Raw genomic sequence first — 25,959 nt, 5'->3', positions numbered from 1 at the left:
AGCCTTAATTCAACCTCTTGAGGCGCCCGGCAATCATTCTTCGCTGTCGTTCAGCCCAGCGACGGCGCGGCGCGCCATTTCGCGGCTCATCGGCTTGCCGGTGCCCATCGCCATGTCGTCGAGCGTCGCCACGATCTTGCGCGCGACGTCGAAAGACCGCGGCGCGTGGCGCACGAGATAGGGGATCACATCGGGGTTGGGGCTGATTTGGCGGTCGGCGAACAGCTTGCCCAAGACCGCCCCCAAAAGCTCGTCATCGGGCGGGTTGAGCGAGATCACCTGCGTGCCCTGCACCCGGCTCTTGAGATCGGGCAGTTCGAGCGACCAATAGGCCGGCTCGAGCGTGGTGGTCAGAAGCAGCGCATGCCCCTCGGCCAGCACCAGATTGTGCAGGTGGAACATATGCGCCTCGGCGTCCTCGTTGCCGGCCGCGCTCTCGGCATCCTCGATGCAGAGCGGCGCCTGCGCCAGTTCGGCGACATTGACGTCGGGCAGGTCGACGGCGCGGATGATGCGCGCGCCCGACATCTCGGCCCAGACATGTGCCAGATGGGTCTTGCCGCTGCCATGCGCGCCCTTGAGCACCAGCTTGCGGTTGGGCCAGTCGCGCCAGGCGTCGATCATGCTCAGCGCCACGGCATTGGCCGGCGAGACGTAAAAATCCTCGCGTCCCAGCGCAGGCCGCGCCGTCAGATCGAACTTCAGTTGTCGCGTCATCAAAAATGCCTCGTGATCCAAAGGCCTAGTCATCAGACACCCCCCGGTACAATCGGCTGTCAAGATACTGCCGTGTGGCGAACCTGGCAATCACGCCCAGCGCCGCCGCGACCGGCACCGCAACCAGCATACCTACGAATCCGAACAGCGACCCGAAAACGCTTAGCGCCAGGAGGAGCCAGACCGGGTGTAATCCCACCGAGTCGCCTACCAGCTTGGGCGTCAGGAAATTGCCCTCAATTACTTGGCCTACAACAAAAATTAGCGCAACCGCGGCAATTTGCAACCAATCCCCCCAAAATTGGAACAGCGCCAGCCCCACGGCGAGCGCCCCGCCGACCAAGGCGCCGACGTAGGGGATGAAGGTGATCAGCCCGGCAATGAAGCCCACGATCAGCCCGAATTGCAGCCCCGCCAGCATCAGCGCCACGGCGTAATAGGTGCCGAGGATCAGGCAGACCATCCCCATGCCACGGATGAAACTGGCCAGCGTCCTGTCGATATCACGCGCCAGTTGACGGATCACCGGCGCATGATCGCGCGGCAGCAGATCGTCGATCCGGGCAACCATGCGATCCCAATCGACCAGCAGATAGACCGAGACAACCGGCACGATGACAAAGAGCAGCACCACGTTGATGATCGAGGCGGCGGAAGACAGTACTGTTTCCAAGAACTTGCCGCCATATTCCTGCACCCGCTCACCGATCGAGACCAGCGACTGCCTGACGGCGGATTCGGAATCCACCAGATCGGGAAAGCGCGAGACCAGGAAATCCTTGAGATTGGTAAAGAGCTGGGGCGCGATATTGACCAGATCCGCCGCCTGCCGCACCAGCGTCGGCACCACCAGCAGCGAGAGCAGCACAAAGACCACCAACGCCAGTACCGTAATGACCGCGACCGAGGCCGCCCGGCTCAGCCCGGCCCGCTCCAGCCGGTCGGCCACCGGATCGAGCAGATAGGCAATCGCCCCCCCGAGCACGAAGGGCAGGAGCACATCGCCCAGAAACCAGAGCACGACGGAAAAAACCACCGCCGCGACGCCCCAATATTTGAATTGTTCCCGTACCGGCAGGGCCATGTGGGCTTCCCCTTTAGTTTATCGATACATCGCCCGTCGCGAAGAGGGTTGCAAGAGCGACGGGGCGGGCGCGAAGCGGTGCGGCACGGGGAAAACGCCGCTTGCGCCAGCAGATTGCGGGGGAATGGGCGGTGCGGGGCCCCTGCCCCTTGCCATCGCTGCGCCCATGGCTCAAAACCGCTGCCAACCCCGGATTGCCAAAGGTCACGCGATGCGTCTCTCCCGCTACTTTCTTCCCGTCCTCAAGGAAAACCCCGCCGAGGCGCAGATCGTCAGCCACCGGCTGATGCTGCGGGCCGGCATGATCAAGCAGGCCAGCGCCGGGATTTATTCCTGGCTGCCGCTGGGCTTCAAGGTGCTGCGCAAGATCGAGCAGATCATCCACGAGGAACAGGCCCGCGCCGGCCATATCGCCATGCTGATGCCGACGATCCAGTCGGCCGAGCTCTGGCGTGAAAGCGGGCGTTATGACGATTACGGCGAAGAGATGCTGCGCATCCGCGACCGGCACGACCGCGACATTCTCTTTACCCCCACCGCCGAAGAGCTGATCACCGACATCTTCCGCGCCCATGTCGGCAGCTACAAGGATCTGCCGCTGACGCTCTATCAGATCCAATGGAAGTTCCGTGACGAGATCCGCCCGCGGTTCGGCGTGATGCGCGGCCGCGAGTTCCTGATGAAAGACGGCTACAACTTCGACCTCACCAAGGAAGACGCGCTGCATGCCTACAACCGCCACCTGGTGAGCTATCTGCGCACCTATGAACGCATGGGCCTGCAAGCCATCCCGATGCGCGCCGACTCCGGTCCGATCGGTGGCGACGACACCCATGAATTCCTGGTGCTGGCCGAGACTGGCGAGTCGGAGGTGTTTTACGACAGCGAGATCACCGATCTGAAATTCGGTGACCGCGAGATCGATTTCGACGATCACGCCGCCTGTCAGGCGGTGCTCGAGGAGTTCACCTCGCGCTATGCCCGCACCGACGAGACCCATGACGAGGCGCTTTTCAACCAGGTGCCCGAAGCGCGCCGCCGCACCGCGCGCGGCATCGAGGTCGGCCAGATCTTCTATTTCGGCACCAAGTATTCCGATGCCATGGGCGCGACCGTCACCGATGACGCCGGCACCAAGGTGCCGGTGCACATGGGCAGCCACGGCATCGGCGTCTCGCGCCTCCTGGGCGCGATCATCGAGGCCAGCCACGACGACAAGGGCATCATCTGGCCCGAGGGCGTGACGCCGTTCCACTGCGGCATCGTCAACCTCAAGCAGGGCGACGGTGAGGCCGACGCCGCCTGCGAGGCGCTTTACGCCTCGCTCAAGGCGCTGGGTCTCGACCCGCTCTACGACGACCGCAAGGAACGCGCCGGGGCGAAATTCGCCACGATGGACCTGATCGGCCTGCCCTGGCGGATCACCGTCGGACCGCGCGGGCTCAAGAACGGCGTGGTGGAACTGACCTCGCGCCGCACCGGCGAAAGCGAGGACCTGCCCCCCGAAGAGGCGGTCAAGCGCATCGCGGCGATTTACGCCGGCGCCGTCTGAGCACGACGAACAGTGAGGCGCCGCATCCCGGCGCCTCGCGGTTCCTGAGACCTTCCGACCACTGACGCGACCGCTGCGCAGCTTGCAGGGTAGAGGCCCCTATGCTTGATATCTTGGCCATTACCGGCGTGATCTTCGTGCTGATCGGCATCGGGTTTCTGTCGGTCCGGCTTGGCGTTTTCACCTCGACCGATATGGACGCGCTGGGCAAGTTCGTGATCAACCTCGCCTTGCCCGCGCTGATCCTGCGCGCTGTCTCGACCCGCCCCTTGGGCGAGATCGCCAACCTGGGCTACCTCGGCGCGGTGTTGTTCGGTTCGCTGGCGGTGTTTGCGCTGGGCTATCTCTGGACGCGGCGCGTCACCGGTGGAACGGTGCGGCAAAGCACCTTCGCCGCGATGGGGATGTCCTGCGCCAACAGCGGCTTCATCGGCTATCCCATCCTTCTGATGGCGCTGCCAGAGGTGGCGGCGACGGCGCTTGCCCTGAACATGATCGTCGAAAACCTTGTCATGATCCCGCTTGTCCTTGTGATGGCCGAACGGGCGGCGGGCGGTGATCTGACGGGCGGCAGACTGGTGCGGAAGATCGCCGCAAGGCTGGCGCGCAATCCCATCCTCATTGCCCTGGTGCTGGGGTTGGCGATCTCGGCATCGGGCATCACCCTGCCGGTGCTGATCGATCGCCCGATCGACATCCTCGCCTCCGCCAGTGCCGCGGTCTCGCTGGCGGTGATCGGCGGTTCGGTGGCCGCGCTGCGCCTGCGCACGGCGAGGGCATCGGTGTTTCACGTCGTGGCGGGCAAGTTGCTCGGCCATCCGGCGGCGGTGGCCCTGGGCCTGCTCCTCATGGCGGCACTGGGTCAGCGCGTGAGCGATCCTCTGCTGGCATCGGCTGCGGTGATCTTGGCCGCAACGCCGGCGATGGCCATCTATCCGATCCTGGCACAACGGTATGGTGACGACCGCAATGCCTCCCTGGCGATGCTGGTGATGACCGCCCTGTCATTTCTCACCATCAGCGCGATGCTGGCCATCGCGCTGCCCTGATGCGCGAGGAACGGCGCCGGGCCGCACTGCACCCCGCCTGCAACACCACGGACCCCGGTGTCGACCCACCGCATTGCCCCGCCCCCGCCGATCCGCTACGCCTCTGATACCCTTCCCAGCCAAGGCCAAGTCTCATGAGCCGTATCATCGCGATTGACCTGGACGACGCCAACCTGCCGCCCCCCACCCCGGAGGTCGAACAGGAACGCAAGGTGGCGCTCTTCGATCTGATGGAGCAGAACTCCTTTGCCCTGCCCGCCCGCGAGGGCGCGGCGGTCCCGCCCGGGCCCTACCGGCTGACGCTCTGCATCCGCGACAAGCGGCTGGTCTTCGACCTGAACACCGAGGATCATCAGAAGGCGGCAGAATTTCACCTGTCGCTCAGCCCTTTCCGGCAGGTGGTCAAGGATTACTTCCACATCTGCAAAAGCTACTTCGATGCGGTCAAGAAGCTGCCCGCCAGCCAAATCGAAACCATCGACATGGCCCGCCGGGGCATCCACAACGAAGGCGCGCGCATCCTTCAGGAAAGGCTCGAGGGCAAGGCCGAGCTCGACAATGACACCGCGCGCCGGCTGTTCACGCTGATCTGTGTCCTGCACTTCGGGGCCTGACCTGGTGACGCGCCCGCTGCCGCAATCCATCCTCTTCTGCTGCGATCACAACGCCGTCCGCTCACCGATGGCCGAGGGCATCATGAAGAAATTCTACGGGCTCCAGACCTATGTGCAGTCGGTCGGCGTGCGCAACGATCTGGAGATCGACGGATTTGCCATCGCCGTCTGCCAGGAAATCGGGGTGGAACTCGACCGCCACCGCTCGCGCAGCTTTGACGAGCTGGAGCAGATGGGCGAGGCGCTGTCCTCTTTCGATCTGGTGGTCGCGCTCTCGCCCGCCAGCCAGCACCGGGCGCTGGAGCTGACCCGGTTTTTCCATCTGACGGTGGATTACTGGCCGATCATGGACCCGACCGCCCAGGGCGACACACGCGAAGCCAAGCTCGCCGCCTATCGCCAGACCCGCGATCAGATCGTCAACCAGCTCAAGGCCGATTGGGGCTCGGTCAGAGCATGACGCAGCTGCGGGTACTGACCGGCGCGGCGTTGGATGCGGCGCTCGACGATGTGGCCCGGCTGCGCATCGCCGTGTTTCGCGACTGGCCCTATCTCTATGACGGCGATCCGGCCTACGAGGCCGCTTATCTCGAGAGTTACCGCAACTCGGACCGCGCGATCCTTGTCGGCGCCTTTGACGGCACGCGGCTGATCGGCGCCGCCACCGGCACGCCGCTGGAGGACCACGCCGAGGAATTCCGGGCGGTGGCCGCCGCCCTGCCGGTGCCCCTGGCGCGCATCTTCTATTGCGCCGAGAGCGTATTGCTGCCCGCGTATCGCGGCCGCGGCATCGGCCATGCCTTTTTTGACCGGCGCGAGCGCTTTGCCCGGGCACAGGGCTTTGACCACGCGCTGTTCTGCGCCGTGCGCCGGCCCGACGATCACCCCCTGCGGCCGGCGGGGTATCGCCCGCTCGACGGCTTCTGGCGCAAGCGTGGTTATGCGCCCGTGGCGGGGGCCGAGGCCTGGCTGGAATGGCAGGATATCGATCGGCCCGAGGCCACCGAAAAACCCTTGCAGGTCTGGATGCGCGCGCTCTGAGCCCTATATGTCATACGACATTTGCAGCGATGAAAGCCGCATCATGAAACAGATCGCCACCGCCACCATGCTTGCCACCTGTCTCGCCCTGCCGGCCGCCGCGCAGGAGGAGTCGGAGGACAATTACAACCTGATGGAAGAAGGCGCCAAGCTGTTCTTTCGCGGGCTGATGGACGAAATGGAACCGACGCTGCGCGAGCTCGAGGGCTTCGCCCGCGAGATCGAGCCCAACCTGCGCAGCTTTGTCCGCGAAATGGGCCCGGCGCTGCGGGATCTGATGGCCGAGGTCGAGGACTGGAGCGCCTATCACCCGCCCGAGATTCTGCCCAACGGCGACATCATCATCCGCCGCAAGACCCCGCAAGAGATGCTTGACGCGCCGGTGACCGGCGACACCGAGATCGAGCTTTAGGTCGTGACCAGGCGCCGGCGGCGGAACAGCCGCCGCAGCACCGACAGCGCCGCACCGACCAGCAGAAGCCCGGTCAGATAGCCGACACCGGCAAAGGTGACGCCCTCGAAGGTGGTGGGCACCGCCGGTTTGTACGCCTGCCAGGCGCGTTCGGCGATGCCGCTGTCGGTCATCCGCGTGGCGAAATAGGCGCGGGTGAAGGGCCCGGCGCCCTCGAGCGCAGCCAGATCCGCCGAAAGCTTCTGATGCCGCGCAATGGTCGCCGCCATTGTCGCGGCCCGCGCCCGTGCCAGCGATCCGCCGCGCGAGAGCTGCGACAGCGCCTCGTCGCGGTTCAGCCCGACGTCGGAAGCATCCGCATCGAAGTCTTCCACCACGCGCGCCAATTCGTCCACCGCGCCGCCCAGCCGCTGGGCATATTGCTGCGAGAATTCGGGGAATTGCGACAGGCCCACCGCGCCGGCGATCCCCCCCGCGAGACTCAGGGCTTTTGCAAACATGGCCTGTCCTGTCGGTTCTGCTCGGCCCAACCATAAGGCGCGCCATCGCGCCCGATCAAGCCCGGCTTACAGCAGGTCGCGCACCCGCTCGGGCGGACGGCAGAGGCGCACGCCTTTCGGGCTGCACACCAGCGGCCGTTCGACCAGCTCGGGATGGGCCACCATGGCGTCGAGGATCGTCTCGTCGCTGGTGCCCTCATCGAGCAGGCCCAGCTCCCGGGCCGGGCCGCGAGCGCTGCGCAGGGCGTCACGCGGGCGCAGATCGGCCACTGCGAACAGCGCCTGAAGCTGCGGCCGGGTCCAGCCGGTCCCGAGGTAGCGCACCACGGTCGGCTCCTGTCCGGCGGCGCGGATCAGATCAAGCGTGGCGCGGGACTTGGAGCAATTGGGATTGTGAAAGATGACAATCGCCATGGCTTATCCGTTCAGCTTGCGCAGCCGCGCGGTGACCGAGAGACCATGCGCCTCAAGGCTCTCGGATTTCGCCAGCACCTCGGCCGCCGGGCCAAAGGCGCGCAGGGCGTCGGGCGACATCTTTGACAGGGTGGTGCGCTTCATGAAATCGAGCACCGATAGCCCTGAGGAAAACCGCGCCGAACGGGCGGTGGGCAGCACGTGGTTCGGGCCGCCGACGTAATCGCCGATCGCCTCGGGCGTCCACTGGCCGAGAAAGATCGCGCCGGCGTGGCGGATTTTCCCGCTCAGCGCCTCCGGGTCGGCGACGCAAAGCTCGAGGTGTTCAGGCGCGATGCGGTCCGACAGCTCGGCGGCTTCGTCGAGGTCGGCAACGGTGATCACGGCGCCGAAGTCGCGCCAGCTGGCGCCGGCAATGGCGCGGCGCTCCAGCGTTTCGAGGCGTTTTTCCACTGCCTCGGCCACCGCACGGCCGAACTCCGCGTCATCGGTGATCAGCAGCGATTGCGCGCTCTCGTCGTGCTCGGCCTGGCTCATCAGGTCGAGCGCGATCCAGTCGGGGTCGTTGTCGCGGTCGGCGATCACCAGAATCTCGGAGGGGCCGGCGATCATGTCGATGCCCACCTTGCCGAAGACCCGGCGCTTGGCGGCAGCGACAAAGGCATTGCCGGGGCCGGTGATCTTGTCGACCGGGGCAATGGTCTCGGTGCCATAGGCCAGCGCGGCAATCGCCTGGGCACCGCCGATGCGATAGACCTCGTCGACCCCGGCGATCCGCGCGGCCAGCAGAACCAGCGGGTTCACCACGCCATCCGGCGTCGGCACGGTGATCGCCAGCCGGTCGACACCGGCGACCTTGGCCGGGATCGCGTTCATCAGCACCGAAGAGGGATAAGAGGCCAGCCCGCCGGGCACATAGAGGCCCGCCGCCGAGACGGCGGTCCAGCGCCAGCCGAGCGTGGCGCCCTCGGGATCGGTCCATTGCTGATCGTCGGGCAATTGGCGCACGTGATAGGCGCGGATCCGCTCGGCGGCGGTTTCCAGCGCCTGACGCTCGGCGTCGGGCACCTTGGCGCACTGCGCCGCGATCTCCTCTGCGGTAAAGGCCATGCCCGCGGGGTCGAGCGTCAGCCGGTCAAAGCGCTCGGTCAGCTCGACCACCGCCCGGTCGCCCCGGCGCCGGACGTCGGCGATGATCCTGGCGACGGTATCGTCGACATCGGGGCTGTCTTCACGCTTGGCGCTCAGCAGGGCGCGGAACTTGGCCTCGAAATCGGGCGCTGAGGTCGACAGAAAGACGGGCATGGCGGGCTCCTGATGGCTCCCGCGAGACATAGACCGCCGGGGGGAAAGGCTCAAGCCGGGGTCAGACCGGCTGCCAGTTCATGTGGGTGAACGCCTCGCGGAAGGCAAAGCGTTCGAGATGGCGGTCGATCACGTTGCGGCCGCGTTCGCGGGTATCCTCGTCAGAGCCGGGAATCTCGATGCGCAGCTCGGCGTCGTCGGCACTCAGGCGCACCTCGCCAAAGGGAAATTCGATCGCGCCGCGAGTGGTGTCGAAGCTGGCCGGCACCTTGTGGGCAAAGTGCTTGCAGAGCTGCTGGAGGTATTTCGAGGCATTGGGGGTCTCAAAGGTGCCGGTCTGGGGCATGGGCATATCCTGACAATTTCAATAAGGATCATGTAGCGTGGCGACCCGCAGGTTTCAAGCCATCCCCGCCGCGGCCCGCGCGCCGGGGCCTCGCGGTTTGTCTCAGGCGGCCCCGGAACCGGGTCAGATTATTCCCGGTCCTCCGCCTCACAGCACCCGGATTACTTCCTTGCCCACCGACAGCACATAGCCGCGCCGGGCGATGTTCTTGACCAGCAGCGCGCTGACCAGCTGATTGCCCAGCCCGTCACGCAGGCGCTTGATTCGCGTGGCACCGGCCGCCTCTTCGCAATCGGCCTCCGAGCGGCCGGAAATCATCGCCTCGATCTGCGCTCCGGTCAGCACCTCTTCATCCATCCGCGCCTCGGCCAGAACGCACAGCGTCTCGATCGCGGCATCGGTCAGCCGGAAGCCCATGTTGTTGAGATAGACGGTCTTTTCATCGCGGCTGATCAGCAGCGATGAGACCTGGATGCCGGAATGCTCGATCTGCGCCATGCGCCGGTTGAGCGTGACCAGCATCACCAGAAACACCAGGGTGGCGATCAACAGGCTGGCGGCAAAGACCAGCAGCACAAAGATCACCATGCGATACGACGTCAGAGTTTCGGAAAAAGCGGTGCCGGACAGCGCGAGGATCTCCAGCAGCTTGATCTCGGCCGCGCTGGTCAGCGCGTCGTTCTCGACAAAGATGCGCTCGACCCGGGCGTTGAAGGCATTGGCATCCGGCAGGGTCATGAACAGGAAAACCGCCGCCAGCGCCAGAATCGCCACCACGGCGCCGATGCCCCATTGCACCAGCCGGCTTCCCGAACGGCGCAGCTCTGCGGCGGTGGTGTCGGTCTCGATCAAATCTGTCTCCGGATCCTGGCCGCGACATGACGCATGAAGCCGCGCCCGGCGTCAACCGGCCTCACTCCTGCCGCACCGAGAGCACCTTGAGCAGCGTCCGCCCCTGTTCGGCGAGTTGGGCCTGCAATTGCGCCTCGGCGTTCTCTCGCGTGCAGGCGCCGCGGATCGGGGTGATGTCATAGACCAGCTCGAGCGGGTTGTCGCGCTTGGCCTTGTACTCGGCCAGGCAGGCGGCGCCGGCCCAGGCGGGCGTCAGGCCGACAGTGGCCGCAAGGGCGATAGAAGCAAGGGTTTTCCTCATCTCTCCAAGCTGCGCGCTTTGGCGGTGTTTTTCAATAACAACAGGGGTTTTCACGGGGCGTTATCCGATAACAGCCCCCTGTTATTGCCTCTCTGGCCGGCTCGACCCCAAGCTTTTATCATCGCTGGTCCGATGCCGGTCATCCCCCGATGCGGACCCTGATGAAACGAAGAGGTGCCGTAGAAAGGAAATTCCGATGTCGCGTAAAGTCATACCCAGCCTGGTGGCCGCCGCCCTGGCCCTGACCAGCCTGTCCGCCGCCCCCGCCGCTGCCGACCACAGGCACAACCTCAACCGGTTCATTGCCGGCGCCGGGACGATCCTGCTGCTCAACGAGTTCTCCAGAGGCGGAAGCGCCAATGTCTATCGTGACAATCGCGACACTGACCGGGGCTACACCAACCGCGGGTACTCGCATCGCGGCGACAAGGACCGTGGCTTCAAACGGGGCCGCGCGCCGCTGCCCGGCTATTGCCTGAGGCGCATCCGAACCCACCAGGGCCCGGTCCGCATGTTCGGCAACCGCTGCCTGCAACGCAATTACAGCCAGGCCGACTGGCTGCCGCGCGCCTGCCGGATGCAGGTGCGGGTCTGGCGCAACGGCCACAAGGTCACCCGCGTGGGCTATCACCCGCGCTGTCTCCGCAACCGCGGATACCGGGTCGCCGGACGTCGATAAAGCCCGGTCATGGTCGCACGCGATCGGGCCAAGGTGCAGGACAAAGCCCCTGCGACCTGCACCGCGCCGGGGCGCTCCTTAGGGGGCGCCCCGGTCCGTTTCCGGCACCGGCTGCGCCGGCGGCAACCTTTCCGCAACCAATTCCTGTCATGCCTGCACCTGCAAGGACGGTAGGACACAGGGCGAACCGATGGTCACACAGGCACTCGAGGTCTATGACGCCAATCTGATGACCGTTGTCACCAGTGCGGGCACCTCGCTGCCGGTCGGCAGTGCAATCCTCAACCTCTCGGATATCCCTCGCGGAACGGTCTTTGTCTTTGCCGGCGGCACGCCCGAGACCGTGACGCTCGAAGATGTCAGCCGCGATACCACCGTGCTCGAGGATGACCAGACCTCAAAACACACGATCATCGATGGTGGTACCCTGATCGCCAGCGGCACCGGTGTCGCGGCGGAATCGCTGATCACCATGCAGCAATATGACGCCAGCGGCACCCCGATCGGCGATCCCTTCACGCTCACCGTGTTTTCGCAGAACGGGATCGATCAGGACGTCTGGGCATTCCAGTCCGACGTGCCGCTGGAGCCCGGCGGATATTATCGCCCGACCGGCGGCAACCTCATCGGCAGCGCCACCTATGCGCAGACCGTCTGTTATGCCGAAGGCACGCGGATCGACACGCCCCGGGGCCGCCGCCGCATCGAAGAGCTTGCGGTGGGCGACCTGGTCAGCACGCTGGATCACGGGCCGGCGCGTATCCTCTGGTGCCATAGCGAGGATCGGGCGCTGGCGCACCCGGCAGAGGATTCCACACCGGTGCTGATCGCCGCCGGCGCGCTTGGTCCCGACCGGCCGGCGCAGGATCTCACCGTATCGCCGCAGCACCGCCTGCTGGTCGGCGGGCGCAGGCAACTGGCCGGCCTGCCGATCCGCGAGGCGCTGGCCCCGGCCAAGGCGCTCACCGGGCTGCCCGGCATCCGCCCGATGTGCGGCAAACGCCGGATCCGCTGGCATCATTTCGCCTGCGCCCGGCACGGCATCGTCACCGCCAATGGCTGCCTCTCCGAATCGGTGCTGCTCGGGCCGATGGTGCTGGCCACGCTCGCCCCGCAGGAGCGGCGGGCGGTCGTGCAGGCCTTTGCCGGCGCAGTCGGCCCGGTGCTGAACGGCCCGCCAGCGCGCGACTGCCTGACGGTCCGGCGCACGCGTTGCCTTGTTTCGGAGTGGACAGCGGGGCGCAAGGCCCGCGGCGCCACCCTGGCCGACTGGGATCGCGACCTTCTGCGCGAGCCGCGGGTGGCCGAAACCACCCGCCGGCGCGGCTGAGTTCGGCCAGAATCGGGCCGCGGCCCTTCTGGCACTTGCGCCCCGACGGATTCCGCGCCAGTGGAAGACCATGACACAGCCTGACATGAGTTTCGAAAACGCCGCCCGCGCCGAGGGCTTCCTGCGAATCGCCGGGGTGGACGAGGTCGGCCGCGGGCCTCTGGCCGGGCCGGTGATGGCCGCAGCGGTCATGCTCGATCCGGTGCGTGTGCCGCTGGGTCTCAATGATTCCAAGGTGTTGTGCGAAACAAGGCGCAGCGCGCTGGTGACCGAGCTGGAAGGCTGCGCGCAGATCGGACTGGGCACCGCCAGCGTCGCCGAGATCGACAGCCACAACATCTTGCGCGCCAGTCACATCGCCATGCTGCGCGCCGTGGCGGCGCTGCCGGAGCCGCCGGATTTCCTGCTGATCGACGGCAATCTCCTGCCCCGCGGGCTGACGCTCCCGGCGCGCGCGGTGGTCAAGGGCGACAGCCGCTCGGTGTCGATCGCGGCGGCCTCAATTGTGGCGAAAATCAGGCGGGATTATGTCATGCGGGATTTGGCGCAACACTTTCCGGGATACGGTTGGGAAACCAATGCGGGTTATCCGACGAAATCGCACAAGGCCGCTCTGACAAGCCTTGGTGTGACCCCACACCATAGACGTTCCTTCAAACCGGTCCACAATATCTTGTATCAAGCGAAAAACCCAACCCCTTGATTCAAAAAAGAAATTGACCGCGAATCAGCTTTGACTCATCCTGTCGGCAACCAACGAGTGCGATAACGCACCGGGGACAGAGGCAGAAAATGAAGACAAAAACCAAGGCAAAGGGGGCGGTTACGCTCCCACTCAACACGATTCTTGCTGGCGACTGCATCGAGGTGATGCGGAGCCTGCCCGAGAATTCTGTCGATCTGATCTTTGCGGATCCCCCCTATAACCTGCAACTCAAGGGCGAGCTGCACCGGCCCGACAATTCCCGCGTCGACGCGGTCGACGACCACTGGGATCAGTTTGCGTCCTTCGCCGCCTATGATCGGTTCACCCAGGAATGGCTTTCCGCCGCGCGGCGCCTGCTCAAACCCAACGGGGCGATCTGGGTGATCGGCTCCTATCACAACATCTTCCGCGTCGGCGCGGCGATGCAGAACGCGGGTTTCTGGATTCTCAACGACGTGGTCTGGCGCAAATCCAACCCGATGCCGAATTTCCGCGGCAAGCGCTTCACCAACGCCCATGAGACGATGATCTGGGCGTCCAAGGAAGAGGGCGCAAAGTACACCTTCAACTACGAGGCGCTGAAATCGTTGAACGAAGGCATCCAGATGCGTTCGGACTGGGTGCTGCCGATCTGCAATGGCGGTGAGCGGCTCAAGGACGAGAGCGGCGAAAAGGCCCATCCGACGCAGAAGCCGCAGTCGCTGCTGCACCGGGTTCTGGTCGGCTCGACCAACCCGGGCGACGTGGTGCTCGACCCGTTCTTTGGCACCGGCACCACCGGCGCGGTGGCCAAGATGCTGGGCCGCGACTTCATCGGCATCGAGCGCGAGGAGGCCTATCGCAAGGTTGCCGAGGCCCGGCTGGCCAAGGTCCGCCGGTTCGAACGCGAGGCGCTGGAGGTCACCGCCTCGAAACGCGCCGCGCCGCGCGTGCCTTTCGGCCAGCTGGTCGAGCGCGGCATGCTGCGCCCGGGCGAAGAGCTCTATTCGATGAACAAGCGTCACAAGGCCAAGGTGCGTGCCGATGGCACGCTGGTGGGCGGCGATGTCCGTGGCTCGATCCACCAGGTCGGCGCGGCGCTGGAAGGCGCGCCCTCGTGCAATGGCTGGACCTACTGGCACATCAAGCGCGATGGCAAATCGGTGCCGATCGACGTGTTCCGGCAGCAGATTCGCGCCGAAATGGGCCACCGCCCGAACTGAGGTTTCCCTCCAGAAGACCAAGATACCGCCGGTGCCTGTCCTCGTGACGGCATCCACCTGGCCCCGCCGTCACCGGCGGGGTTTTTTCGTGCTTGCCGACCGGCGCTCATTGCCACAGGAACCCGCCCCCTTCCGCCGCGTTGGCCAATCGGATAAGCCGGAGCCAGCCCCTTTCCGCCCTGTCCCGTCAGCCCAGCCACGAGGCCCGAGCCCATCATGAAACCGATCCGCCTGATCTCCGGCATCTTCACCGTCGGGATATGGACCTTGCTGAGCCGCGTTCTGGGGGTCATCCGCGAGGTGATGATTCTCGGGCTGATCGGTCCCGGCCCGGTCATGGACGCCTTTGTCGCCGCCTTCCGGCTGCCCAACATGTTCCGCCGGTTCTTTGCCGAGGGCGCCTTCAACGCTGCCTTCGTGCCGATGTTTTCCAAGCGGGTCGAGGCGGCGGAAGACCCCGAAGGGTTCGCCTCCGAGGCGGCTTCGGGGCTGGCCTTCGTTCTGCTCTGCCTGACCGGCCTGTCGCTGGTCTTCATGCCGGCGCTGGTCTGGGCCACCGCCGAGGGCTTTGCCGGCACCGAGCGCTTCGACCTCACGGTAAGCTTTGGCCGGGTGGTCTTTCCCTATGTGCTCTTCATCTCGCTGGCGGCGCTGTTTTCCGGCATGCTCAATGCCGCGGGCCATTTCGCCGCCGCCGCCGCCGCGCCCTCTTTGCTCAATCTCTTCGTGATCCTGGCCATGGGCCTCGCGGCTTTGCTGGGCGGGCCGGTCGCCGAGGTGCTGATCTGGACGATCCCGTTTTCTGGCATTGCCCAGTTGGCGCTGGTCTGGTGGGCGGTGCGTCAGGCCGGCTATCGGCTCGACTGGCGCTGGCCCCGCCTCACCCCCGACATGAAACACCTTGCCGTGGTGGCGCTTCCGGCGGCGCTGGCGGGCGGGGTGATGCAGGTCAACCTGCTGGTCGGCCAGCAGGTTGCCTCGAACTTCGAGAATGCGGTGGGCTGGCTTTACGCCGCCGACCGGCTCTATCAGCTTCCGCTCGGCGTGGTCGGCATCGCCGCCGGCATCGTCCTCCTGCCCGACCTGTCCCGGCGGCTGAAATCCGGCGATGGCGCCGGTGCCCGCGATGCGCTGTCACGGGCCAGCGAATTTGCCTTCATCATCTCGCTGCCCTGCGCCGTGGCGCTGGTGGTGATTCCGCTGCCGCTGGTCTCGGTGCTGTTCGAACGCGGCGCCACCGGCCCGGACGACAGCGCGGCGATTGCCGTGGCGGTGGCGATCTATGCGTTGGGGCTGCCGGCCTTTATCCTGCAAAAGCTGCTGCAACCGATCTTTTTCGCCCGCGAGGACACCAGGAGCCCGTTCCGCTATGCCGTCTGGTCGATGGTGATCAACGCCGTGGTGGCGATCGGGCTGTCCTTCGTGATCGGCTGGCTCGCGCCGGCGGTGGCAACATCGGTCGCCGGCTGGGCGATGGTGGCGATGCTGGCGCTGGGCAGCCGCAGGTTCGGCGAAACGGTGCGCTTTGATGCCCGCTTCCGCCGCCGCATCTGGCGCATTGTCCTCGCGTCACTTGCCATGGGGCTGTTGCTCTGGGGCTTGAATGCGGCACTGGGGCGCTACCTGACGATGGACTATATCCGCTACCCCGCCCTTGCGGCACTCATCATGCTGGGCAGCCTGAGCTACTTCGCCTTCGGACAGCTCTTGGGCGCCTTCACCTACCGAGACGTCACCGGCGCCTTGCGCCGCAGGAGAGCCTGACCATGTTACGCCCGCTGATCACCGCCTCCCAAGGGTTTCCGGCGATGGAACAGCTGGCGGAAGAGGCGCAGGAGACGCTCTGCATGTCGTTTCGGATCTTTGATCCGGAGACCCGGCTTCGAGGCGAGGGTGCCCGCGCCCGCGGGCTCGAGACCTGGGCCGATCTGCTGGCCGAGACGGCGGCGCGCGGCGTCAGGCTGCGGGTGCTTCTGGCCGATTTCGATCCGTTCTTCACCCCGGATCTGCACCGCCTCGCCTGGGCCTCGGCGAACCGCATTCACGCCGCCGTCGACGGCGACGTCCAGGTGCTCTGTGCGCCGCATGGCCAGGCGGCCGGCTGGCTCTGGCGCATGATCATGCGCAGCACATTGCACCAGCGGGTGGCCGAGCTGCGCGAAGAGGACAAGGCGAGCCTGACACCGGTGGAACGCGCGGCGCTTCAGGGGCTGGCCCAATTGCGTCCTGTGACCATCCACCAGAAATTCATCGTCGCCGACGGCAACAAGGCGGTCGTCGGCGGGCTCGACATCAACGAACGCCGGTTCGACACGCCCGGCCATGACCGCCCGCCGGAAGAGACCTGGCATGACGTTTCGATGCAGGTCGAGGGCGATTTCTGCACCAGCCTGCACCGGCATTTCACTGACTGCTGGAACCGTTCGCTGATCTGCGGCAAGAGCCCGGACGGCCGCAAGGCCACCAAACTGCCCGCCGTGCCCGCGCGCAAGAACGACGGCCGGCTCGACCTGCTGCGCACGCTTTCGACGCCCTGCCCCGGCATCGGCCGGCTTGGCCCCCGCCCCGATGTGCGCGAGACCGAAGAGGCGGTGCTGCGCGCGATCGATACGGCCCGCGACAGTCTTTACATCGAGACCCAGTTCCTGCGCCACCGCCCGGTGATCAAGGCGCTCATCGATGCCGGCGAAAGACCGGAGCTCGACCTGATCATGATCCTTCCGCCCTTTGCGGAACGTGTGCTCTTTGACGGCGATTCCGGCTGGGATGCCCGCCATGCCCACGCACTTCAGACCCGCGCGCTTCAGCAACTCCAGGGCGCCTATGGCACGCGCTGCGCCGTGATCGCCCCGGCACAGCCCCGACCGGCGCCCAAGGACAGCCCGGCCATTCACGGCGCCGGGCCGGTCTATGTGCATTCCAAGGTCATGCTGGCCGACGATCACACCGGCATCGTCGGCTCCGCCAATCTCAATGGCCGCTCGCTGCGTTGGGACACCGAGGCCTCGATCCGCTTCGATACCGAAAGCATCATCACGGAGCTGCGCCGGTCGCTCGCCCGGATCTGGCTGGGCGAAACCGAGGCCGACATCACCCGCGCCGCCACCTGGCGCAAGCTGGCCGAGCGCAACGCCGCCTTGCCGCCCGAGCGGCGCCAGGGCTTCGCGCTGCCCTATCCGCTGGAAAAGGTTCGCCGCTTTTCGCGTCTGCTGCCGATCCTGCCCGACGACATGTTCTGAGGCGCGGCCGCGCAACCGGGCCGCTGTCAGATCAAGGCGCCGAAGGCCAGCCCCGACAGGATCGCCCCGGCGACCCCGAGCCCGAGATAGGTGAAAAACACCCGCGGGCGCACCAGCGACCAGACCGCCGTCATCGCCGGGATCGAACTGACCGAACCGGCGATCATGAAGGCCATCGCCGCGCCTGCGGTCATCCCCTGATCGGTCAGCCCCGCCAGCAGCGGCGGCGCGACATAGGCGTTGAGATAGGCCGGCATGCCCACCAGCGCCGCGATCACCACCGGCCCCGCCCCTTCGCCGCCGACGATCCCGCCAATCACCTCGGCCGGCACATAGGTCACCAGCAGCGCCTCGAGCATATAGGCAAACGCCAGCCATTTGAGCAGGAACATAAGGTTCTCGGCCGCCTGGTCGCGAAACACCCGGCGCCGGGGCCGCTCGGTCCAGAAGCGCCAGACCGGACGGCCGGCCAGCGGATCGGGCCCGCAACCGCAACCACCCGATGTGCGGCGCCGCCGCAGAACGTCGGAAAAGACCCCCGCCCCGGTCAACGCTCGCACCGCGAAGCCGCCGGCGAGGCCCAGCGCCACCGCCGCCACCGCCTTGCCGATGGCAAAGGGCCAGCCCAGCGCCGCGGCTGTGATCAGCAGCGTCGGCGGATCGATCAGCGGCGAGGACAGCCAGAAGGCCATGACCGCCGCCAGTGGCGCGCCGAGCGCCAGCAACCCGGCGATGAAGGGGATCACCTCGCACGAGCAGAAGGGCGCCAGCCCGCCGAAAAGCGCGGCCATGACGATGGCCCGCCCCTCGCGGCCGTCGAAGGCGCGGGCAATCAGCGCTTCGGCGCCCGAGGCTTTCAGACAGGCGATCATCAGCACCGCAACGAGGATGAAGGGCAACGTGCCGGCCAAGGCCGCCAGGGCAAAGCGCACCACAGGCAGCGCCTGCCCGGGATCAAGCAGCGCCACGATCAGCGGGATCACCGCCACCAGCGTCCAGGGCGTCCTCAGATGGCGCCAGGCATCGCGCCGCGGGCTCTGGGTCAGCTCAACCATCGTTGGCCGCCGCGCCCGCCACATCGGCACAGCATTCCTTGAGGATGAAATCCGCCAGATCGCGCAGCCGATCGAAATCGGCGTGGTTGAGCACCGTCCGCCCGTCGCGCGCCTGCCCGATCAACCCGGCCCCGGCCAGAAATTTCAGGTGATGCGCCAGCGTCGACGGTGCCATGCCGGTGCGGTCCTGAAGCGCGCCCACCGTCAGCCCCGCCTGGCCCGCGCGGATCAGCACCCGCAGAACCTGCAAACGCGCCTCCGATCCCATTGCGGCAAAGCCTGCCGCGGCGTCGTGCCACTCCATGTTGCACTCCCTTCGATTCGATATAACTAGTTTTGTGGGTATTTTGGCGAAGGTCAAGCCAAGCCGCGAATTTTCTTGAATTTGAAACATGAATCAGTATTCATATTGCGTCATGACGCAGGGATTGCCAAAAACCAAACGCGGGCTTGAACGCCGGGCCCAGCTCTTGCATGCCGCCGAGGTGGTGATCGGTGACAAGGGCTTTTCCATGGCCTCGATCGCCGACATCACGCGCGAGGCCGAAACCGCGCTTGGCACGTTCTACATCTACTTCAGGAGCAAGGAAGAGATCTTCCGCGAGCTGGTGCTGGAAATGGGCCGGCTGACCCGCGCCATGGTGGCCGAGGCGGTCACCGAGGCGCCCGACCGGCTTGCTGCGGAACGCGCTGGCCTGCACGCCTTTCTCAGCTTCGTGGCCGACCGCCCGGCGCTCTACCGCATTGTCGAAGAGGCGCGGTTTGTCGACCCCGAGGCCTATCGCAATTACTTCACCAGCTTCGCGAGGGCCTATGCCGCGCAGCTGCGGCGGGCGCAGGCGGCAGGCGAGATCACCGAAGGCGACGCCGAGATCCGCGCCTGGGCCCTGATGGGCATTTCCAAGACGCTGGGCGAACGTTTCGTGCTCTGGGAGGACAAGCCCGACATCGACCGGGTGGTCGAGGAAACCTTCCGGATGATCAGCGAGGGGCTGGTGCCGTGAGCCCGGACGCCCTGCCCGACATGGCGCACAAGCGGGCCGAGATCACGCCCGAGGCGCCGGGGTTCACCGATGCCGCCAGCGGCCGGGTCTGGGGCTTTGCCGACATCAACCGCGCCGCCGACGCGGTCGCCGCCGCGCTTCTGCACCATGGAATGAACGAAGGCGACCGGCTGGCGCTGCTCTGCCTCAACCGGGTCGAGTTCTTTGTGCTGCTCTTTGCCTGTCAGAAAACCGGCATCATTCTCTGCCCGCTGAACTGGCGCCAGCCGGTGCCGGAACTGCTCGAAACCCTGGCGCCGGTGCGCCCGCGCGCCCTGATCCACGACGCGCCGCATGCCGGTCTGGCGGCCGATCTCGCCAGAGACACCGGCCTTGCGGTCTTTTCCTTCGACGATCTGGCGGATTGGATGGCCAGCCCGGCCCCGCCCCGCAACGCGCCGATCCCGGCCGAGCGGCCCTGGTATCTGCTATTCACCTCCGGCACCACCGGCCGGCCCAAGGCGGTGATCCAGACGCCGCGCATGGCCTGGGCCAATGCGGTCAACATCGGTCAGGCGGTGGCACTGACCGGCGCCGACACCTCGGTCAACTTCCTGCCGCTGTTTCATACCGCCGGGATCAATCTCTACACCCTGCCGCTGTTTCTCAACGGCGGTCATTCCACCGTGCTGCCCCGGTTCGAACCCGAGACGATCCTGGCCCTGATCCGCGCCGGCCAGGTGACGCAGTTCTTTGGAGTGCCGGCGATCTTTCAGGCCTTTTCGCTCTTGCCGGACGTCGAGCGGATCGACTGGACAACCCTGCGCTGCGGCTGCGGCGGCGCGCCGCTGGGCGAGCCGCTGATCCGCTTCTTTGCCGCGCGCGGCTGCAAGGTGCTCAACGGTTTCGGCATGACCGAGACCGGCCCCACGGTCTTTCTGATGGACGCCGCCCGCGCCTCTGACAAGATCGGCTCGGTCGGCCATGCCCAGATGCTGACCGACGTGCGGCTGGCAGGCGTGCCCGATGGCCAGCCCGGCGAAGGCGAAATCGAGATGCGCGGGCCGAACATCACCCCCGGTTACTTCGACAACCCCGAGGCCACCCGCGCGACCTTTACCGAGGACGGCTGGCTGCGCTCGGGCGACATCGGGCGGCGCGATGGCGAGGGCTATTACTTCATCGTCGACCGGATCAAGGACATGTATGTCTCGGGCGGCGAAAACGTCTATCCGGCCGAGGTCGAGAGGGTGCTGCACAGCCACCCGGACGTGCTCGAGGCTGCGGTGGTGGGCGTGCCGGATGCAAAATGGGGCGAGGTCGGCGAAGGCTTTGTCATCGCCCGGCCGGGCACGCGGCTCGATCCGCAGGCGCTGCGGCCCTGGTGCCGCGCGCGACTCGCCGGCTACAAGGTGCCGACGCGGCTGCATCTGGTCGAGGACTTTCCCCGCACCGCCGCCGGCAAGGTGCGCAAATCCGAACTGAGGGCACGCGATGCCGCCGATTGATCTCTCCGCCGACTGGTGCCCGACGCAAGCCGACTTTGACGCCTTCGCCCGGGTCTCGGGCGATGACAACCCGATCCACGTCGATCCGGCGTTTTCCGCCCGCACCTCCTTCGGCCGCACGGTGAGCCATGGCATGCTGATCTATGCCAGGTTCTGGGGGCTGATCCGTCAGGCGCGTCCCGAGGCGCGGCAGCTCCGCCAGACGATGATGTTTCCCAATCCGGCCTTTGTCGGCGAGCGGCTGCATCTCACGGTACGCGAAACGCAGGCCGGGCGGCTCGAACTGCGCGCGGTGCGGGCCGAGGACGGCGCCGAGGTGCTTCTGGGCGAAACGGAGATCGCGGCATGAAGGTCGGGGACAGGGCCGAGCTCAGGCGCAGCTATACCGCCGCCGATCTGGCAGATTTTGCCGCGCTGGCCGGGGCCGCGCCCACGGCGCATGTGCCCGAACCGCTGATCGCGGCGCTGTTTTCCCATCTGCTCGGGGTCGACCTGCCGGGCGCGGGAACGAATTACCTCAAGCAGGAGCTGCACTTTACCGGCCGGGCCGCGCCGGAGACCGAGTTGACGGCGACGGTCGAGATCACCCGGTTGCGGCCCGAGAAACACCTCGTCGATCTCTGGGCGCGCTGCACCGATGCCGGCGGTCAGGTGATCTGCGAAGGCCGTGCGCTGGTCAAGGCGCGGGACGTCACGCCGGCAGCGCGCGGATAAAGCGGCGCAGGGCGTCACTCATCGCCGCCGGCTCTTCCAGATGCGGCGAATGGCCGGAACGGGTAAAGACCTGGTGCCGGGCCTGCGGCGCGGCCTGCGCCAGCCAGGTGGCGGCCGAGGCCGGGTAGACCCGGCTTTGCGCCCCGGAACAGACCAGATAAGGCCGATCGATCCCGGCAATCGTGGCGCGTTCGTCGAGCGTCAGCAAATCTTCCCAGAGCGCCTGCATCGCCGCCGCGTCCTGCGACAGGATCAGCCGCCGCGCCTGCTGTGGCGCCAGCCCCGGCGCACCGGCCGGCGTGGCGAACATGTTGGCGGCGATGCTGCCGGTCGCGGCGGGCCAGTCCTGCCGGATGCGTGCGGTCGCCCGCATAATGTCCTCGGCGCTCTGCCGCTTCAGCCCGTGGCACCAATCCGCCGCCGGGCGCAGGCGCGGGCTCATGTCCACCGTGACCAGCCCGGCGAGCGCGCCACAGCCCTCCCGCGCGATATAGCGCCAGGCTGCTGCCGCCCCCATCGACCAGCCCAAGAGCACCGGCGGAGCCCGGGCTGCGGCCACCTGCTCGGCGACCAGCGCGGCGCAGGCGTCGAGCGTCGCCGGGCGGTCCGCCGCCGCGCCATGGCCGGGCAGGTCGGGCGCATGGCACTGCGCCACATCGCCCAGCCGCGCGGCGAGATCGTCGAAGATCGCGCCACACATGGTCCAGCCATGCAGCAGGATCAGCGGACGTCTGCCGCTCAACGGCCGGTCCGCAGGCGGCCGACAATGCCGGTCGGAAAGAAATAAACGCTGAGGATGAACAGCACGCCCAACCACAGCAGCCAGCGGTCGGGGTTGAGCAGGTCGGGCACCAGCGGCAGGCCGGCGGTGGCCTCGGCGGCCGATCCCATCAGAGTTTGCAGGTAGTTCTGCGCCAGCACGAAGATCGCCGCCCCGATCACCGCGCCATAGATCGTGCCCATGCCGCCAATCACCACCATCAGCAGGATGTCGAGCATGATGGTGAAGGACAGCGTGGTATCCGGCCCGACATAGCGCAGCCAGATCGCAAACAGGCTCCCCGCCAGCGCCGCCACCGAAGCAGACAGGCAGGTGGCGATGATGCGGTAGTAGACCACACGATAGCCGATCGCCTCGGCCCGGAACTCGTTCTCGCGAATCGCCTGCAACACCCGGCCGAAAGGAGAGTTGACCACGCGCAGCAGAACCAGAAAGAGCACGAGGCAGCAGGTGAACACCAGGTAGTAGTTCAGCAGCTTGCCGTTGATCCTGACGCCCATGACCTCGCCCAGCCGAAAGGCCGGTGTCAATTCGCGCGGGATGGAATAGTTCAGCCCGTCCTCGCCGCCGGTGATCGCCGAGAGCTGGCTGACCAGCACCGCCACCGCCGAGGCCACAGCCAGGGTGATCATGGCAAAGAAGATCGCCCGCACCCGCAACGAGAACATGCCGATCACCGCCGCCAGCACAGCCGCCGCCAGCGCGCCGGCCACCGTGCCGACCGCCAGGGCGCCCCAGCCCCGGCCCATCGCGTCCGAAGCCAGCGCAACGCCATAGGCCCCGAGACCAAAGAACATCGTATGGGCAAAACTGACGATGCCGGTGTAGCCCAGGAGCAGGTCATATGAGGCCACCAGCACGATAAAGATGCAGATCCGCGCCGCCGTTTCCAGCGAGCGCACGCCGGGAAAGAGGAAGGGCGCAAAGGCCAGCGCCCCGAGGATCGCCAGCAGGATCACGGTGAGGACAAGCGACCGGGGCCGGTCGCCGGAGAGCAGTCTGGTCAGCATCACTTGGCCTCCACCACCGGCATCATCCCCTGCGGCCGCCACATCAGGATCGCCGTCATCAGCCCGATGTTGGAAATCAGCGCCAGCTTGGGTTCGAGAAAGGCGATATAATTCTGCAACAGCCCGACCAGCAGCGCGCCGATGAAAGCGCCCTCGATCGAGCCCAGCCCGCCGATGATCACCACGATGAAGACCAGGATCATCATCTCCTCGCCCATGCCGGCGGTGATCACCTCCTGATAGAGCCCCCACATCACGCCGCCGAGGCCGGCCAGCGCCGATCCGGCGATGAAGACCCCGATGAAGACCAGCCGCAACCGGTAGCCCAGCGCCTCGACCATCTCGCCGTTCTGCACGCCGGCGCGGACGATCAGCCCGATCTTGGTGCGCGTGAAGACCAGCCGCATGGCGACAAAGAGCACGAGGCCGACAACAACCGCCAGCAGGCGGTATTTCTCGATCGCGGCCCCGGCGAAGGTAAAGGCGCCTTTCAGCGTCTCGGGGCGGGTAAGAAAGATCTCGTCCGGCCCCCAGACCACATGGATCAGCTGCTCGATCACGATCAGCCCGCCGACGGTGACGAGGATCTGCTTGAGATGCGCGCCATAGACGGGGCGCACGATGACCCGCTCGAAGGCCCAGCCCAGCGCGCCGGTGACGATCATCGCCGCCACCACCGCCAGCATCACCGCCGCGACGTTGAGCGCCAGCGACGGCGCGCCGGTCCAACTGCCCAAGGCCAGCAGAACCGAGATGCCGACGAAGGCCCCCACCGAGATAAAGGCGCCATGGCCGAAGTTGATCACGTCCATCAGGCCAAAGACCAGCGTCAGCCCCGAGGCCATGACAAAGATCATCATGCCCATGGCGAGGCCCGAGACGGTCAGCGTCAGCCAGGACGACGGCGCGCCAATGGCAAGAAAGCCCAGCACGACAAGCACGGGGACCAACAGATAGGGCGCCGCCCTGCTCAGCCGCTCGGCAAGCGAGGTGCGGGCAAAGGTCGGGCTGTGATCGGGCGCGACGCTCATGCCTCCACCTCCATGCTCAGGCCCATCAGCCGCTCCTGCAACGCGGCGTCGGCGGCCAGGTCGGCCATCGCGCCGGTCCAGATGATACAGCCGTCTTCCATCACCGCCACCTGGTCGCCCAGCGCCTTGGCGACGGCAAAGTTCTGTTCGACCATCAGGATCGAGGCGCCCTGCGATTTCAGCTCGCGCAGCGCGCCGACCATGGTCGAGATGATCGCCGGGGCGAGGCCCTTGGTGGGTTCGTCGATCAGGTAGAGCCGGCGCTCCTCGGCCATGGCGCGGGCAATCGACAGCATCTGTTTCTGCCCGCCCGAGAGCGTGCCGGCGGCCGAGCGCCAGAAGGTTCTGAGCGGCGGAAAGACCGAGAACAGCCAGTCGCGCCGGGCCGTATCCAGCGGCCCGGAGGCGGCGGCGAGGGTCATGTTCTCCTCGACCGTGAGGCCGGAAAAGATGCCCATGTCCTCGGGCACGAAACCGATGCCGGCGCGGGCACGGTCCGGCGTCGGCATGCGGGTGATCTCCTGGCCGTCAAAGCGGATGCTGCCGGCGCGGGCCTGCCAATGGCCGATGACGGTGCGCAGCGTCGTGGTCTTGCCGACGCCATTGCGGCCCAGAAGCATGGTGACGCCGCCGCGCCCGACCTCGAGATCGACGCCTTGCAGGATGTGGTACTGGGCGATGTCGGTACAGACGCCCGAGAGCGAGAGGATGGGGTCAGACAAGGGCGAGATCCTTTCCCATATAGGCCTCCTGCACCACCTCCATCGCCATCACCTCGCCCGGCGGCCCATCGGCGGCCAGGGCGCCGTTGTGCAGCACGATGATACGGTCGGCCAGCGTGCGGATGACGTCCATCTTGTGTTCGACCAGCAGGATGGTGCGGTCGCGCTCGGCCTTGAGCCCGGCGATCAGATCAAGCACCACCGGCGCCTCGTCGGCGCTCATCCCGGCGGTGGGTTCGTCGAACATGTAGACCGCCGGATCGAGCGCGATCAGCATCGCCACCTCGAGCTTGCGCTGATTGCCGTGGCTGAGTTCCGAAACCCTGGTGTCGCGCAGCGCGGTCATGCGCACCCGCTCGAGCACCGCCAGCGCCGCGTCGCGCAAGTCGTTATCGGAGGCAGCCATCGACAGCAGGTTGAAGCCCTTGGCGCGGCGCGCCTGGATCACCAGCCGGACGTTTTCCAGCGTGGTCAGGTCGGGAAACAGGTTGGTGAGCTGAAACGCCCGCCCCAGCCCCCCGGCACAGCGCCGCGCGACCGACTGGCGGGTGATGTCCTCGCCCCGCAGCAGCACCTGGCCGGCACTGGCGGCGATCTGGCCGGAAATCAGGTTGAAATAAGTGGTCTTGCCGGCGCCATTCGGCCCAACGATGGCAGTCAGCTCACCGGCGGCGAAGGCGCAACTTACCGCGTCAACGGCAACATGGCCGCCAAAGCGCACGGTGAGATCGCGGGATTCGAGAAGCGGTTGGGTCATGGCGGAACGGTGGATTGCAACCCACCCTGCATCGGAGGGCGGCGGGTGGGTTTGC

31 protein-coding genes are annotated in these 25,959 nt (G+C 66.5%); 16 read left to right on the top strand and 15 right to left on the bottom strand.

The annotated features are described in order from the left end of the window. Positions 1–33 precede the first annotated feature (33 nt). A complete protein-coding gene (locus tag AC0J5K_RS01660; RefSeq protein WP_048533645.1) occupies positions 34–717 on the bottom strand; it encodes a P-loop NTPase family protein in 684 nt (227 codons plus the stop codon). 25 nt (positions 718–742) lie between these two features. Continuing rightward, a complete protein-coding gene (locus tag AC0J5K_RS01655; protein WP_048529381.1) occupies positions 743–1,801 on the bottom strand; it encodes an AI-2E family transporter in 1,059 nt (352 codons plus the stop codon). A gap of 211 nt (positions 1,802–2,012) precedes the next feature. Here AC0J5K_RS01655 and proS point away from each other — a divergent pair, with 211 nt between their 5' ends. The 6 genes from proS (at position 2,013) to AC0J5K_RS01625 (ending at position 6,469) form a co-directional block, all read left to right on the top strand. After that, the gene (gene proS / locus AC0J5K_RS01650) at positions 2,013–3,353 is read left to right on the top strand and encodes a proline--tRNA ligase (protein WP_074836952.1); all 1,341 of its coding nucleotides are present in this window, start codon (positions 2,013–2,015) and stop codon (positions 3,351–3,353) included. Positions 3,354–3,454: 101 nt separating this feature from the next. After that, on the top strand, positions 3,455–4,402 hold the full coding sequence (locus AC0J5K_RS01645; protein ID WP_048529379.1) for an AEC family transporter: 948 nt from the start codon (positions 3,455–3,457) through the stop codon (positions 4,400–4,402). Between the two features lie 134 nt (positions 4,403–4,536). Then, positions 4,537–5,016, top strand: coding sequence for a UPF0262 family protein (locus tag AC0J5K_RS01640; RefSeq protein WP_048529377.1), 480 nt, complete (start codon positions 4,537–4,539; stop codon positions 5,014–5,016). A gap of 67 nt (positions 5,017–5,083) precedes the next feature. Then, positions 5,084–5,476, top strand: a complete 393-nt coding sequence (locus AC0J5K_RS01635) for an arsenate-mycothiol transferase ArsC (RefSeq protein WP_473009874.1) — start codon at positions 5,084–5,086, stop codon at positions 5,474–5,476. After that, a complete protein-coding gene (locus AC0J5K_RS01630) occupies positions 5,473–6,057 on the top strand; it encodes a GNAT family N-acetyltransferase (protein WP_274565839.1) in 585 nt (194 codons plus the stop codon). Before AC0J5K_RS01635 ends, AC0J5K_RS01630 begins: the two co-directional genes overlap by 4 nt. Before the next feature lie 43 nt (positions 6,058–6,100). Then, on the top strand, positions 6,101–6,469 hold the full coding sequence (locus tag AC0J5K_RS01625) for a hypothetical protein (RefSeq protein WP_274565840.1): 369 nt from the start codon (positions 6,101–6,103) through the stop codon (positions 6,467–6,469). On the opposite strand, the gene AC0J5K_RS01620 is transcribed toward AC0J5K_RS01625, so the two are convergent. The 6 genes from AC0J5K_RS01620 to AC0J5K_RS01595 all read right to left on the bottom strand — a co-directional run bounded on the left by AC0J5K_RS01620 (position 6,466) and on the right by AC0J5K_RS01595 (position 10,187). Further along, complete coding sequence (locus AC0J5K_RS01620) at positions 6,466–6,969, bottom strand: DUF2937 family protein (protein WP_048529374.1); 504 nt, start codon at positions 6,967–6,969, stop codon at positions 6,466–6,468. The genes AC0J5K_RS01625 and AC0J5K_RS01620 overlap by 4 nt on opposite strands. A gap of 66 nt (positions 6,970–7,035) precedes the next feature. After that, the gene (gene arsC, locus AC0J5K_RS01615; RefSeq protein WP_473009735.1) at positions 7,036–7,383 is read right to left on the bottom strand and encodes an arsenate reductase (glutaredoxin); all 348 of its coding nucleotides are present in this window, start codon (positions 7,381–7,383) and stop codon (positions 7,036–7,038) included. Between the two features lie 3 nt (positions 7,384–7,386). Further along, positions 7,387–8,688, bottom strand: a complete 1,302-nt coding sequence (gene hisD, locus AC0J5K_RS01610; protein ID WP_274565841.1) for a histidinol dehydrogenase — start codon at positions 8,686–8,688, stop codon at positions 7,387–7,389. A 61-nt stretch (positions 8,689–8,749) separates the two neighbouring features. After that, positions 8,750–9,034 (bottom strand): DUF2218 domain-containing protein, encoded by a 285-nt coding sequence (locus AC0J5K_RS01605; protein WP_048529369.1) that lies wholly within the window; start codon positions 9,032–9,034, stop codon positions 8,750–8,752. Positions 9,035–9,181: 147 nt separating this feature from the next. After that, positions 9,182–9,886 carry a histidine kinase gene (locus tag AC0J5K_RS01600; RefSeq protein ID WP_048529367.1) on the bottom strand — a complete coding sequence of 235 codons (705 nt, stop codon included), beginning with the start codon at positions 9,884–9,886 and terminating at the stop codon, positions 9,182–9,184. Between the two features lie 61 nt (positions 9,887–9,947). Further along, entirely contained in the window at positions 9,948–10,187 is a 240-nt protein-coding gene (locus AC0J5K_RS01595) for a hypothetical protein (RefSeq protein ID WP_274565843.1), read from the bottom strand. Positions 10,188–10,383: 196 nt separating this feature from the next. Between AC0J5K_RS01595 and AC0J5K_RS01590 the strand changes: the two genes are divergently transcribed. The 6 genes from AC0J5K_RS01590 (at position 10,384) to AC0J5K_RS01565 (ending at position 17,343) form a co-directional block, all read left to right on the top strand. After that, entirely contained in the window at positions 10,384–10,866 is a 483-nt protein-coding gene (locus AC0J5K_RS01590; RefSeq protein WP_048529363.1) for a hypothetical protein, read from the top strand. A 190-nt stretch (positions 10,867–11,056) separates the two neighbouring features. Next, complete coding sequence (locus tag AC0J5K_RS01585) at positions 11,057–12,196, top strand: Hint domain-containing protein (protein WP_274565844.1); 1,140 nt, start codon at positions 11,057–11,059, stop codon at positions 12,194–12,196. A 70-nt stretch (positions 12,197–12,266) separates the two neighbouring features. After that, the gene (locus tag AC0J5K_RS01580; protein WP_048529359.1) at positions 12,267–12,899 is read left to right on the top strand and encodes a ribonuclease HII; all 633 of its coding nucleotides are present in this window, start codon (positions 12,267–12,269) and stop codon (positions 12,897–12,899) included. 89 nt (positions 12,900–12,988) lie between these two features. Then, positions 12,989–14,104, top strand: a complete 1,116-nt coding sequence (locus AC0J5K_RS01575; protein ID WP_048529357.1) for a site-specific DNA-methyltransferase — start codon at positions 12,989–12,991, stop codon at positions 14,102–14,104. Positions 14,105–14,320: 216 nt separating this feature from the next. After that, positions 14,321–15,868: a murein biosynthesis integral membrane protein MurJ gene (gene murJ / locus AC0J5K_RS01570; RefSeq protein WP_274565845.1), complete on the top strand. Its 1,548-nt coding sequence runs from the start codon at positions 14,321–14,323 to the stop codon at positions 15,866–15,868. Positions 15,869–15,870: 2 nt separating this feature from the next. Continuing rightward, entirely contained in the window at positions 15,871–17,343 is a 1,473-nt protein-coding gene (locus AC0J5K_RS01565) for a phospholipase D-like domain-containing protein (RefSeq protein ID WP_074836935.1), read from the top strand. A 26-nt stretch (positions 17,344–17,369) separates the two neighbouring features. On the opposite strand, the gene AC0J5K_RS01560 is transcribed toward AC0J5K_RS01565, so the two are convergent. Both AC0J5K_RS01560 and AC0J5K_RS01555 read right to left on the bottom strand, forming a co-directional pair. Beyond that, positions 17,370–18,398 carry a permease gene (locus AC0J5K_RS01560; RefSeq protein WP_074837030.1) on the bottom strand — a complete coding sequence of 343 codons (1,029 nt, stop codon included), beginning with the start codon at positions 18,396–18,398 and terminating at the stop codon, positions 17,370–17,372. Next, on the bottom strand, positions 18,391–18,702 hold the full coding sequence (locus tag AC0J5K_RS01555; RefSeq protein ID WP_074836933.1) for an ArsR/SmtB family transcription factor: 312 nt from the start codon (positions 18,700–18,702) through the stop codon (positions 18,391–18,393). The genes AC0J5K_RS01560 and AC0J5K_RS01555 overlap by 8 nt, the downstream gene beginning before the upstream one ends. Positions 18,703–18,826: 124 nt before the next feature. Here AC0J5K_RS01555 and AC0J5K_RS01550 point away from each other — a divergent pair, with 124 nt between their 5' ends. Genes AC0J5K_RS01550 through AC0J5K_RS01535 form a run of 4 tightly spaced genes read left to right on the top strand, consistent with a single transcriptional unit; the run spans position 18,827 to position 21,603 of the window. Beyond that, positions 18,827–19,402 carry a TetR/AcrR family transcriptional regulator gene (locus tag AC0J5K_RS01550; RefSeq protein WP_274565846.1) on the top strand — a complete coding sequence of 192 codons (576 nt, stop codon included), beginning with the start codon at positions 18,827–18,829 and terminating at the stop codon, positions 19,400–19,402. Continuing rightward, the gene (locus tag AC0J5K_RS01545; RefSeq protein WP_244526498.1) at positions 19,399–20,889 is read left to right on the top strand and encodes an AMP-binding protein; all 1,491 of its coding nucleotides are present in this window, start codon (positions 19,399–19,401) and stop codon (positions 20,887–20,889) included. The genes AC0J5K_RS01550 and AC0J5K_RS01545 overlap by 4 nt, the downstream gene beginning before the upstream one ends. Next, the gene (locus tag AC0J5K_RS01540; protein ID WP_074836929.1) at positions 20,876–21,238 is read left to right on the top strand and encodes a MaoC/PaaZ C-terminal domain-containing protein; all 363 of its coding nucleotides are present in this window, start codon (positions 20,876–20,878) and stop codon (positions 21,236–21,238) included. Before AC0J5K_RS01545 ends, AC0J5K_RS01540 begins: the two co-directional genes overlap by 14 nt. Further along, a complete protein-coding gene (locus AC0J5K_RS01535) occupies positions 21,235–21,603 on the top strand; it encodes a hotdog family protein (protein WP_274565847.1) in 369 nt (122 codons plus the stop codon). Before AC0J5K_RS01540 ends, AC0J5K_RS01535 begins: the two co-directional genes overlap by 4 nt. Here AC0J5K_RS01535 and AC0J5K_RS01530 read toward each other — a convergent pair. Genes AC0J5K_RS01530 through AC0J5K_RS01510 form a run of 5 tightly spaced genes read right to left on the bottom strand, consistent with a single transcriptional unit; the run spans position 21,581 to position 25,904 of the window. Beyond that, positions 21,581–22,345 (bottom strand): alpha/beta fold hydrolase, encoded by a 765-nt coding sequence (locus AC0J5K_RS01530; RefSeq protein WP_274565848.1) that lies wholly within the window; start codon positions 22,343–22,345, stop codon positions 21,581–21,583. The genes AC0J5K_RS01535 and AC0J5K_RS01530 overlap by 23 nt on opposite strands. Beyond that, complete coding sequence (locus tag AC0J5K_RS01525) at positions 22,342–23,394, bottom strand: branched-chain amino acid ABC transporter permease (protein ID WP_074836928.1); 1,053 nt, start codon at positions 23,392–23,394, stop codon at positions 22,342–22,344. The genes AC0J5K_RS01530 and AC0J5K_RS01525 overlap by 4 nt, the downstream gene beginning before the upstream one ends. Then, on the bottom strand, positions 23,394–24,425 hold the full coding sequence (locus AC0J5K_RS01520) for a branched-chain amino acid ABC transporter permease (protein WP_048529339.1): 1,032 nt from the start codon (positions 24,423–24,425) through the stop codon (positions 23,394–23,396). The genes AC0J5K_RS01525 and AC0J5K_RS01520 overlap by 1 nt, the downstream gene beginning before the upstream one ends. Next, a complete protein-coding gene (locus AC0J5K_RS01515) occupies positions 24,422–25,147 on the bottom strand; it encodes an ABC transporter ATP-binding protein (RefSeq protein ID WP_074836926.1) in 726 nt (241 codons plus the stop codon). The genes AC0J5K_RS01520 and AC0J5K_RS01515 overlap by 4 nt, the downstream gene beginning before the upstream one ends. Further along, positions 25,140–25,904 carry an ABC transporter ATP-binding protein gene (locus AC0J5K_RS01510; RefSeq protein WP_074836924.1) on the bottom strand — a complete coding sequence of 255 codons (765 nt, stop codon included), beginning with the start codon at positions 25,902–25,904 and terminating at the stop codon, positions 25,140–25,142. Before AC0J5K_RS01510 ends, AC0J5K_RS01515 begins: the two co-directional genes overlap by 8 nt. Positions 25,905–25,959: the final 55 nt, after the last annotated feature.

The sequence above is a fragment of the Marinovum sp. E3 genome (genome assembly GCF_055755275.1).
Note: the sequence above shows the minus strand (reverse complement) of the source record. Positions and strands in the feature narration are given on the sequence as shown.

What these genes read in the sequence shown, in the direction of transcription:
- AC0J5K_RS01585 (WP_274565844.1), top strand. Translation starts at nt 11,057, where the DNA reads ATGGTCACACAGGCACTCGAGGTCTATGACGCCAATCTGATGACCGTT.
- AC0J5K_RS01655 (WP_048529381.1), bottom strand. Translation starts at nt 1,801, where the DNA reads ATGGCCCTGCCGGTACGGGAACAATTCAAATATTGGGGCGTCGCGGCG.
- murJ (WP_274565845.1), top strand. Translation starts at nt 14,321, where the DNA reads ATGAAACCGATCCGCCTGATCTCCGGCATCTTCACCGTCGGGATATGG.
- AC0J5K_RS01595 (WP_274565843.1), bottom strand. Translation starts at nt 10,187, where the DNA reads ATGAGGAAAACCCTTGCTTCTATCGCCCTTGCGGCCACTGTCGGCCTG.
- AC0J5K_RS01620 (WP_048529374.1), bottom strand. Translation starts at nt 6,969, where the DNA reads ATGTTTGCAAAAGCCCTGAGTCTCGCGGGGGGGATCGCCGGCGCGGTG.
- AC0J5K_RS01555 (WP_074836933.1), bottom strand. Translation starts at nt 18,702, where the DNA reads ATGGAGTGGCACGACGCCGCGGCAGGCTTTGCCGCAATGGGATCGGAG.
- AC0J5K_RS01575 (WP_048529357.1), top strand. Translation starts at nt 12,989, where the DNA reads ATGAAGACAAAAACCAAGGCAAAGGGGGCGGTTACGCTCCCACTCAAC.
- AC0J5K_RS01580 (WP_048529359.1), top strand. Translation starts at nt 12,267, where the DNA reads ATGACACAGCCTGACATGAGTTTCGAAAACGCCGCCCGCGCCGAGGGC.
- AC0J5K_RS01560 (WP_074837030.1), bottom strand. Translation starts at nt 18,398, where the DNA reads ATGGTTGAGCTGACCCAGAGCCCGCGGCGCGATGCCTGGCGCCATCTG.
- AC0J5K_RS01540 (WP_074836929.1), top strand. Translation starts at nt 20,876, where the DNA reads ATGCCGCCGATTGATCTCTCCGCCGACTGGTGCCCGACGCAAGCCGAC.
- AC0J5K_RS01535 (WP_274565847.1), top strand. Translation starts at nt 21,235, where the DNA reads ATGAAGGTCGGGGACAGGGCCGAGCTCAGGCGCAGCTATACCGCCGCC.
- AC0J5K_RS01625 (WP_274565840.1), top strand. Translation starts at nt 6,101, where the DNA reads ATGAAACAGATCGCCACCGCCACCATGCTTGCCACCTGTCTCGCCCTG.
- AC0J5K_RS01660 (WP_048533645.1), bottom strand. Translation starts at nt 717, where the DNA reads ATGACGCGACAACTGAAGTTCGATCTGACGGCGCGGCCTGCGCTGGGA.
- AC0J5K_RS01640 (WP_048529377.1), top strand. Translation starts at nt 4,537, where the DNA reads ATGAGCCGTATCATCGCGATTGACCTGGACGACGCCAACCTGCCGCCC.
- AC0J5K_RS01635 (WP_473009874.1), top strand. Translation starts at nt 5,084, where the DNA reads ATGGCCGAGGGCATCATGAAGAAATTCTACGGGCTCCAGACCTATGTG.
- AC0J5K_RS01590 (WP_048529363.1), top strand. Translation starts at nt 10,384, where the DNA reads ATGTCGCGTAAAGTCATACCCAGCCTGGTGGCCGCCGCCCTGGCCCTG.
- AC0J5K_RS01525 (WP_074836928.1), bottom strand. Translation starts at nt 23,394, where the DNA reads ATGCTGACCAGACTGCTCTCCGGCGACCGGCCCCGGTCGCTTGTCCTC.
- AC0J5K_RS01565 (WP_074836935.1), top strand. Translation starts at nt 15,871, where the DNA reads ATGTTACGCCCGCTGATCACCGCCTCCCAAGGGTTTCCGGCGATGGAA.
- AC0J5K_RS01520 (WP_048529339.1), bottom strand. Translation starts at nt 24,425, where the DNA reads ATGAGCGTCGCGCCCGATCACAGCCCGACCTTTGCCCGCACCTCGCTT.
- AC0J5K_RS01510 (WP_074836924.1), bottom strand. Translation starts at nt 25,904, where the DNA reads ATGACCCAACCGCTTCTCGAATCCCGCGATCTCACCGTGCGCTTTGGC.
- arsC (WP_473009735.1), bottom strand. Translation starts at nt 7,383, where the DNA reads ATGGCGATTGTCATCTTTCACAATCCCAATTGCTCCAAGTCCCGCGCC.
- proS (WP_074836952.1), top strand. Translation starts at nt 2,013, where the DNA reads ATGCGTCTCTCCCGCTACTTTCTTCCCGTCCTCAAGGAAAACCCCGCC.
- AC0J5K_RS01630 (WP_274565839.1), top strand. Translation starts at nt 5,473, where the DNA reads ATGACGCAGCTGCGGGTACTGACCGGCGCGGCGTTGGATGCGGCGCTC.
- AC0J5K_RS01605 (WP_048529369.1), bottom strand. Translation starts at nt 9,034, where the DNA reads ATGCCCCAGACCGGCACCTTTGAGACCCCCAATGCCTCGAAATACCTC.
- AC0J5K_RS01645 (WP_048529379.1), top strand. Translation starts at nt 3,455, where the DNA reads ATGCTTGATATCTTGGCCATTACCGGCGTGATCTTCGTGCTGATCGGC.
- hisD (WP_274565841.1), bottom strand. Translation starts at nt 8,688, where the DNA reads ATGCCCGTCTTTCTGTCGACCTCAGCGCCCGATTTCGAGGCCAAGTTC.